Origin of the sequence: Bartonella sp. AU18XJBT (assembly GCF_028618595.1) — a bacterium.
Taxonomy (GTDB): Bacteria; Pseudomonadota; Alphaproteobacteria; order Rhizobiales; family Rhizobiaceae; genus Bartonella.
The window spans coordinates 1-8,712 of the sequence record NZ_JAQITE010000047.1; the positions used below are offsets into that span (position 1 = coordinate 1).

Annotated in this window: 4 protein-coding genes and 1 pseudogene; all 5 read right to left on the minus strand. The window is 41.2% G+C overall.

Annotated features, from left to right (window positions below; all coding sequences use genetic code 11):
- Window positions 1-168 precede the first annotated feature (168 nt).
- Window positions 169-4,302, minus strand: a complete 4,134-nt coding sequence (locus PVV60_RS08735; RefSeq protein ID WP_273724341.1) for an alanine-zipper protein — start codon at window positions 4,300-4,302, stop codon at window positions 169-171.
- Between the two features lie 21 nt (window positions 4,303-4,323).
- Window positions 4,324-4,557: a hypothetical protein gene (locus PVV60_RS08740; protein ID WP_273724342.1), complete on the minus strand. Its 234-nt coding sequence runs from the start codon at window positions 4,555-4,557 to the stop codon at window positions 4,324-4,326.
- A gap of 9 nt (window positions 4,558-4,566) precedes the next feature.
- Window positions 4,567-5,679 (minus strand): phage tail protein, encoded by a 1,113-nt coding sequence (locus PVV60_RS08745; RefSeq protein WP_273724343.1) that lies wholly within the window; start codon window positions 5,677-5,679, stop codon window positions 4,567-4,569.
- A 7-nt stretch (window positions 5,680-5,686) separates the two neighbouring features.
- A pseudogene (locus PVV60_RS08750) lies at window positions 5,687-6,169 on the minus strand (phage tail protein); the annotation flags it as partial.
- Window positions 6,170-7,714: 1,545 nt separating this feature from the next.
- Window positions 7,715-8,494, minus strand: a complete 780-nt coding sequence (locus tag PVV60_RS08755) for a hypothetical protein (protein ID WP_273724344.1) — start codon at window positions 8,492-8,494, stop codon at window positions 7,715-7,717.
- Between the last annotated feature and the right edge of the window lie 218 nt (window positions 8,495-8,712).

The window sequence follows — 8,712 nt, forward strand, 5'->3', positions numbered from 1 at the left end:
ATCCCCTCTTCTCCCTCTCCAAGCTCTTTGACAAAGACCCAATAAAAACGCATTGCTAAAAGATGCTCTAGCCTTCTTACGGTTTCAACCTTATCAAATTCAAGCATATTCAGATAATCTTCTTTGCTATTTAAGTGCTCTGGATAATCTATCATCTTTACATCCTCCCTAAACAAAATAACGTGGACGGCTACAACCACGCGCACATAATTGTTCATTACCTCTAGCAGAAGATATGGTGGAGCGCGCAAAACATCCGCTATCTACACCATGGCTCCACCCTCCTCCTCCTGATAACCATCTCATTTCTAGCCTAGCCTGCCCCCTATTCGTTATTTGCATAGGAAATGTTCCTGATAAAAACTGCCAAACATAACCACAACCTTCCTCACAACCGATATGCGAGATCATACGACGATTGGCTGTATCAACGTGACCTCCTGAAATCTTAGGAGAAGGGGCCTTCTTACCCGTAATACTTGTTTTGTCATTACTGCCAGACATCGCAGAGGCAAATTCCACATCACTTAGTAACGTTTTCTTGACACGCAACATATCTGTTACATGATCTGTATAGCTACGACCTATGGTGATAGGAACATTATACGCCGAACGCGTATTTTCACCGGTGCCTGACTGAAGATAAATATCAACCCAAAGATCTGTAGAGGGGTCATACACCATCCCTTCTGGAGAACTATGCGGGCGGTGATTCAAACACCAAACAGAATTGGGTAATATATCCCCTGCTTTATAGCCTGATAAAGGGTGACCTTCAATCTCTCCAACATCCGCACAGAGCGTATGAAACCCTCCTATCTTGATAGAATTATCTGCTGTGTATCCATTCGGATAAGTAGCATTTTCTGAAATGCCAAATATAACACTTTGGTCATCATTTCCCGGAACCATGTAAACATAATAATCTTTACCTGCCTTAAGAGAAACAGAAAATTCCAATTTTTTATCTTCAATGATAGGATGTAAACGAAAAGCCGTATTATCCGTATCGACGCGACGAAAAAGCGTTCCTTTTTTTATCAAAAGAGTTTGTCTCCCATCACCAACGACCAAAAATGATCGTTCTTGAGAAAAGACAGTAAAATGCACGTTATTATTTATAAAAGTAAGAAAACCTTTTATCCCTTCTTTAAGAGATTCAATCTGTTCACTGTTCTTATTTACTTGGGTTTGTGTGTCAGAAAAATTAAACGAAATAAGGGATTTATTAGCTTTCTCTGCTATCGTTTTAGCCTCTTCTGCTGTCGACTTCGCACTAGCTGCTACTTCCTTGGCTTTTTCGGCTTCGCTCTTGGCTTGATAGGCTTGTGAATCTGCTGCCTCAGCTTTTTTCTTGGCTTCTTCTGAGTACATCCGCGCTAAACTTACGGGGGCTTTAAAACTCTCAACCACTTGATTGATATCGATAACTCTACTCATTGCAGACGAGGCTGTTTTTTCTGCCTTTTCTGCCTGATTGCGTGCTTGCTCCGCATCATGTCTTGCATGACCAGCTGTCTGTTTGGCTTCTTTAGCTATTTTTTCGGCTTCATCCGCTACTGTCTCTACCTGTACTGCCTTCTTCTGAGCGCTTTCAGAAACCTTTTTTGCCTCTTCTGCTGTCGACTTCGCACTAGCTGCTACTTGTTTTAGTTCATCCAAAGCACTTTGAGATTCTTGTACAATCTTCTCTACTGCTTCGGCTTTACGCTTCGCTTCTTCCGTTATGCCCTTAACCGCTTCCCCACTCACCTGCCCTGCCGTATCTCCTGAACGCGCCGCTGACTCTGCTGCCGCTTTCGCTTCAGAAGCTACTTTTGTAGCCTCCTCTGCACTCTGTTGGGCTTGATGTGCCGTCGCTGTTGCTGTATCCGCTGCACTCTTGGCTTCTTCTGCTGTGCTCTTCGCTGTATTCGCCACCCTAACAGCGCTTTCTGATGCTCCTTTAGCTTCGTTAGCTATCGTTTCTACTGTCAAAGCCTTTGCCTTGATAGAAATAATATCTACTGTCGCTTTCTTTGCTGTATTTTTCGCCTCTTCTGCTGTTTCTGTCGCTGTCGCTACCGATTGTTTTACTGCCTCCACTAAACTTTTTGCCTCAACAGCTGTCGTTTTACTTTCATTGGCTAACGTTGCTGCCTGATCTGCTACTTCCTTCGCTTCAGCGGCTTTAGACACTGCTTCTGAAGCTATAGTTGATGCTCCTTTTGCTGTCGTTCCTGCTTGTTCTGCTGTTCCCTTGGCATCTGTCGCTATACTTTCCGCGCTTTCCGCCTTCTTCTGTGCTCCTTCTGCTATTCCTTTTGCCTCTTCCGCTATACCCTTCACTGCCTCCATACTCATTTGACCTGCTGTCTCTCCTGAACGCACCGCTAATTCTGCTGCTGCTTTGGCTTCTTCGGCTATCGTTTTCACACGACTTGCCTCTTCTTTGGCTTCTTCTGATAAGCTTTTTGCACGAGAGGCGGTTTGACTTGCTTGTTCACTCGTGGATTTCGCTTCAGTCGCAACAGTCTCTAAACTTTCTGCTTTAGATTTCGCATCGCTAGCCTCTTTTACAGCTTGCTCTACTTTCGCTGTCACCTTATCAACGGCGCTTTTTGCTTCCTCCGCCAAACCCTTCGCCTCAGATGCCGTACTCTTGGCTTCTCTTGCTTCTGTTAATGCTGTAGCTGCTGTAGATTTTGCTTCAGTCGCAATAGTCTCCACACTTTCTGCTTTAGCCTTTGCTGCTTCTGCTAAGGTCTTCGCTTCACCAGATTTCGTTAACGATTCTAAGGTTTGCTGGCTTATCTCATCACCTTTCTGTTTGGCTGTCGTGGCTGTCGATAACGCTCTTTCTGCAACACCTTTCACATCTTCAAGGGTTTTAGTTGATGCATCAAAAACATCCTTGTTTTCCTGAACAAGTTTCTTTACCTCTGCTGATACTGTTTTAGCTTCCTCAGCACTCCCTTTCGCATCATTGGCTATAGTAGATGCCTCGTCCGCCCTTGTTTTCGCAGAAGTCGCTTCTCTTAACGCCTGCTCTGCTGTCTTTTGCACCTCTCTAGAGGCTGTATTCGCTTTGTCTGCTAAGCTTTTTGCTTCCTCTGATTTCTTCTGAACTTCTTCTACCAAACTCTTAGTGCTTTCACTTCCTTCACGAACCGCTTGTCTATCGGCTTGCAATGCCTGCTCTGCAACTGTCTTCGCTTCAGAAGCTACTCGAGACGCTTCTGATGCATTCTGGTGGGCTTGTTCGGCTTTCGTCTGTGCACTATCCGCTAAAATTTTCGCAGTTTCCGCTAAACCCTTTGCCTCTTCTGACGTGCTTAACGCTGTCTCTGATTGTGATTTGGCATCTTTCAACGCTCTCAAGGCATCATCGGCTATCTGTTTGGATTCTCCCGAGAGTGTCTGAGAAGCTTCTGCTGTCTGCTTAGCTTCTCTTGAAGCTGTTAATGCTGTCTCCACTGCCGCTTGTACTTGTGACGCTGTTTTTGTGAGTGCTGTAACAGAAGATGTCGCACTTTCCGATAACTCTTTTGCTTTTTCTGCAATATCCTTGGCATCATCGGCTGCCTGCTTGGCTCCATCCGCCTTTAGACTTGCTTGCGTTGCTACAGTCTTAACTTCACGACTCGTCGCTACCGCGGTCGCTGCTACTTGGGTTGTCTCTGTTGCTGTTTGGGAAGCATCTCTCGCAGTTTGTTCTGCACGGGTTGCAATAGTCTTCGATTCATCGGCTAACCTCTTGGCTTCGGTCGATAAATTAACAGCATTCTCACTGGTCTGTTTAACCTCTTCAAAACGTTGCAATGCCGTAGAAAGTGAACCTTTCGTACCACTTATTTCCCCTGAGGCTCTATTGACTGCTGCTTTTGTCTCTTCTGCCATGTGCTTGGCAGCATCAGAAGCATTCTTGGCTTCTTCTGCTAAGCCCTTGGCTGTATCTGCTGTCTCTTTTGCAAGGGTAGCGGTTGTCGTAGCTGCTTTAACTTCTTCCTTCGCTTCATGAGACGTCGTAAGCGCCGTCGTAGCTGTTTGAACCGTTTTCCTCACCTCGCTAAGCGCTTGTTCCAACACCCTCTTTGATTCTTCTGCAACCTGTTGCGCGCCATTCGCACGTGCCATGGCTTTTTCTGCTTCTTGTCTTGCATTAACAACCTGCTCTAACGGTGCAAAGGTTTCATACGAATACAAAGATGCCGTCCCTAAAAGCTTCGGAACAACAACGCTGTCTTGAGAAGTTCCTGCTACCATTTCTTCTCTCGTCGCGACTGGTATCAAATATTCATGTTCATGATCGGGTATCTTCATCTGCTTTCGTCCTCACATCATTCACAGTGCTTCATCTAATGAACACTCTTTCAAATCTTCAAAATCTTCTCTTAATGCCTCTAAGCGCTTCTCTAAATCTTTTAACGATCCATCAAACTCTGTTTTCAAAGCGGCTTTCAGTAAATCAAAAACGCCATTAAGCGGCGCATGCACAAAATGATCCCCCGAATACAAAACGACCCGTACTTGAGACGGGTCGCTAATCTCTGATATCGCAAACGGTTTTAATGACATTTCATTTCCTCATGTCTTGATCCCATAAATTACACTCACATTAACGGGGCGCGTTTCAACACCACCAACCCTCTCTGCCATGAGGTGATGTTCATGATGCGCTCTGTCATTCAGCCCTTCTGTTATAGGCGTGGAATAATATAAAAAATTAGCAAACGGGCTCCTGATAAACCAAGGTAAGCGAGGCGGCTTATCTTTTTCTGTAAACCAAAATGGAACTTCTGAAGTGCCCGCTATTTGGTCAAATTCTTGATTACACTTGTCCAAAGCATCACCACTCAACCCTACACACTCTTCGTCTATAGCTCTCTTTCGCCTTTGCAAAGAAACATCACGTTTTTTACGAGAAGAAAGACCTTCTGATGATGCTGGACCTATAAAATGTTCATGCGCTTTTAAAGAACAGCCTTGCTGACTTGCAAAAGAACGCCAAGGGTCTAGATTGCGTTCATAATCCAGTCCCCGTAAAAACATTCCCCTAAAATCGGGAACATTAAACGTCTCAACGCCATCTCCTTCTCCCCACGTCGTTCCTATTACACAAAATAAATCCCAATAAACATACCGTGAATAAGCACGCCCATCACATGGCAACCAACCATCCGGCAGGCGTTCCATTGCAAACGGTCCTATCAGACCAGAGGGTAAGCGTTTTAAGGAAGAAACTTTGCCCCTTGTCGGATTGAGAACTTGCCAACCCGTAAGCTCTTCATCATACACAAGCGTATAAAGACAACCATCTTGTATCTCTCCTCCCGATAAGGCTAATAAACCGGTTTCTGTCGCCTTATAAACGGGCTTACCAACTAAATTATTTAAAGCAATTGTTGTCGCCCCAACATTTTTGCCCTTCGCTTTAAAACAAACCGATATGCCATTCTTATACTCTAAAAATGCCGATTGGCTTAGAAGCCTTATCACGCTCGTCTTTTGGTTATTATCAACCGTTACAATGCCTTCAAGCACGCCGCCCGTATCCGATAAATACTCACTTATCCTTTGCATCATCACACGGGCGCTATTATTGACCGTGTTAGGGTGCTGTCCCTCTGACCAATTAATCAAAGCATCAGCACCACCATTTTCAGATGCCGTTAAAGACCAATCATAAATCGTCGACATATGAACCTCACGTCTTGATTCCAAACACAACACTCATATTAATCGGACGCGTCTCACTTGCACCTGAACTTGCCAAAGCAACATCACGCATGTGAAGATGGGAATGGGGAAAGGCTAGCTTATGGTGCACGCGTATATCTTCTGCCCTCACACCCAAACGTTCAGCAAGTTTCAACCTTTGCTGGTCATTCAACACATAACCCCAGATGATCATCATATCACCATGCCAACTCTCTTCCTGATTTTCAGCATTCAAAATCGTAAAGGAGTGACCACTATGGTCATGCTTTCTCATAGCGTCATTTTGTAAAGTGCCAAGATAACGAAAGCGATCTATCTCGCGGTCATCATCAACACCTCGTAAAAAAACACCACGCAAATCGGGAACGTTAAACTTTGTCCAACTATCAGCTCCACCCCATCTGATCCCTATCGCTTCATAAAGAGCAGGATAATCACTGCGCAAATAAGCTTTCCCATCACAGAGTAATGCGGCATAATATCAAAAAACAGAATAAAGTCAATAGCTTGTATGCAATTATTTTATATGAATCCACTTAAGAATCCACATTTTTATACGTGATTCATTTGACCATTTTTTATATAAGATTAGCACGTATGAATAGAGCATAAAAAGCAAATCATGATGCAAATATTATAACGCATGTGTGTATTCAAATGAAATGAAAAGCAGCTGTCATTCATAACAGTTTATAAATTTTATGATACGTTTTTATCACTTAAAAATCGCATTGAAGTTAGTAATATAGACTTTTTTAATTTCGCTAAATTTTTAGCGAAACTATTATAAGCTTATAGGTTTTAATTCATAAGGGCGCATAAAAGGATTTAAAGACGAAATAGTTTTTAAAACACTTACTAAAAATTTAGTAAATGATAGGCAGGCATTATACAGATCCTATCATCACAACAGATATGAAATTTAAAAAGTTATATCTTATGAAATCAAAAGCCTTTTTAATGAATAAAAGCAAGCTATCAAAAAACGTTTTAAAAGTTATCGTTTAAAAATACGAAGCCAAATGAGATCTCCTCAAATTTGAGGGCACCTATTGAAACAAAGATAAGCAGGTAAACTTCAAAACCGTTGTAACATCATAAGGCATGGGATTTTACTCAATTTTGGAGTCAAAAGCGATATTGTTTAAAGAATGCCTCTATTTAAAGATACCCCCCCAAATTGGGGGGGTAAGATTGCCAACTCAAAATTGAGCCGGCTAATTTTTAAAGAAATTAGGTTTTAAAGAAAAGTACAAATACGCTTATGAGACGCTTTCTAAATGAAGCTTTAAACGTTTGAAAGTGATGCTTTATAAGCTTATTATTCTTTCATTTGCTTAAGAACGTTTCATTTACGAAAAAATAAAGATCTAGATTTCACAGCAGAGCAAAATTTTGAAAACCTTACATTTTATAAAAGCGGTTGTTTATTGTCTTATGAGAGATTGTTTTAAAAACCAACGCGCGTAAATGTAAAAAATGGGTTTTGTTATAGATATTCACTTAATACACATTTGCTTTTGATTGGATTGATAAAGTTACCAAGCGTTTTGATTTGTTTGATTTTAGAATGTCAGTTCTTTCAATTCACTCAGCTCAATTTTGAGCTTAATATTTTGAAACGTTTTTAAAAGAAGCATCATGATCATGTGCTTTGTTTTAAATGATCTCTTTAAAAAAAGGGCGTTATTCTTAATACGTCTGAAGCCATAAAAGCGTTTATAGGCTCTCTTATTCAAATGAGTGATTAAGATCATACGCATCATTTACGTTTCTTTTGATAAGTTTTCATACCTTTAATAGATCGCTTGCAATATGATACGTTTTGTATATATGCATTCATTACTCCATGTAGGTGATTAATTTTAATCATTAGAATCAAAATTTGAAAGCCGCGTCATATCAATTGGCACGGCTTTCTTTTTTTTAACTCTCTCTTTTATGATATGTTTATTAGCAATGCATTTTATATGCGTTTATAGCCATTAAAGAATGCACGCCCCCATGCCTGTTTTTATTCTGTTTTATCAGTTATATTGACAAGCTTATCGCTTTCATACACCTCACAATTTTTGGGAACCAACCTTACTTTGCTTTTTTTATTGATTTTTGCATTGCCATAAGCACGCCCCCATATTTTTGCACAATATGAGATTTTTGCATTGCCATAAACAGAGCCATAAACCTCACAAGAGCCCCCCACGCTAGCATTGCCATAGACCTTGCCATAAATTTTTGCACGACCATTAATAACAGCATAATTATAAACCTTTCCATGGCTATAAATGCAAGCCGAGCCAGAAACCTTGGCATGACCATAGACCCTTGCATAACTAAAAACCGCAGCATCATAAGAAACATGCGCATGGTCATAAATATGAGCATCAGCAAAAACGCGGGCAGTGCCACTTACATGAGCATTGCCATAAATATTCCCATAAACATGCGCATTGCCATAGACAAAAGCATGGTCATAAATTTTTGCATATTGAGAGATAAAAGCCCTTCCATAGACCTCCGCATTGCCATAGACATGACCACAGACCTGAGAATAATGGCGTATTTTTGCATTTTCATAAACACGGGCATAGCCATAAACCCACGCATTATCATAGACCCAGCAATTGCCATTATGAGAGAGGTTGCTTTCCTTTTCAATAAAGCCGCCTAGATCACCAGCTTTGATATCATCAAAATCTTTTAAAGCTTTAATGCGATAAAGGTTAATAATATTTCGAGTAAGAGCATGTTTAATTTGTTTAATTTCATTGGTTAATTCGTATTTTTTGCACATAAAGATACCCTCACAATCTAATGTGATAAACGTTTGATAAAATTTGGAATGGGGAAATTTGAAAGAGGGGCGCCCCCGCACCGCCCGCATTTTATTTACGCAGCGTCTTTTATGGTTTGATCACAAATTTTGATATGACCATTCAATTTTTTGGTATCTATATATGAATTGCCAAAAACACTCACTTTATCGCAAATGTATGTATAGCCTGTAATTTT

Excerpts from the sequence above, each read along its gene's own strand:
- PVV60_RS08735 (WP_273724341.1), bottom strand. The coding sequence starts at position 4,302 with ATGAAGATACCCGATCATGAACATGAATATTTGATACCAGTCGCGACG.
- PVV60_RS08740 (WP_273724342.1), bottom strand. The coding sequence starts at position 4,557 with ATGTCATTAAAACCGTTTGCGATATCAGAGATTAGCGACCCGTCTCAA.
- PVV60_RS08745 (WP_273724343.1), bottom strand. The coding sequence starts at position 5,679 with ATGTCGACGATTTATGATTGGTCTTTAACGGCATCTGAAAATGGTGGT.
- PVV60_RS08755 (WP_273724344.1), bottom strand. The coding sequence starts at position 8,494 with ATGTGCAAAAAATACGAATTAACCAATGAAATTAAACAAATTAAACAT.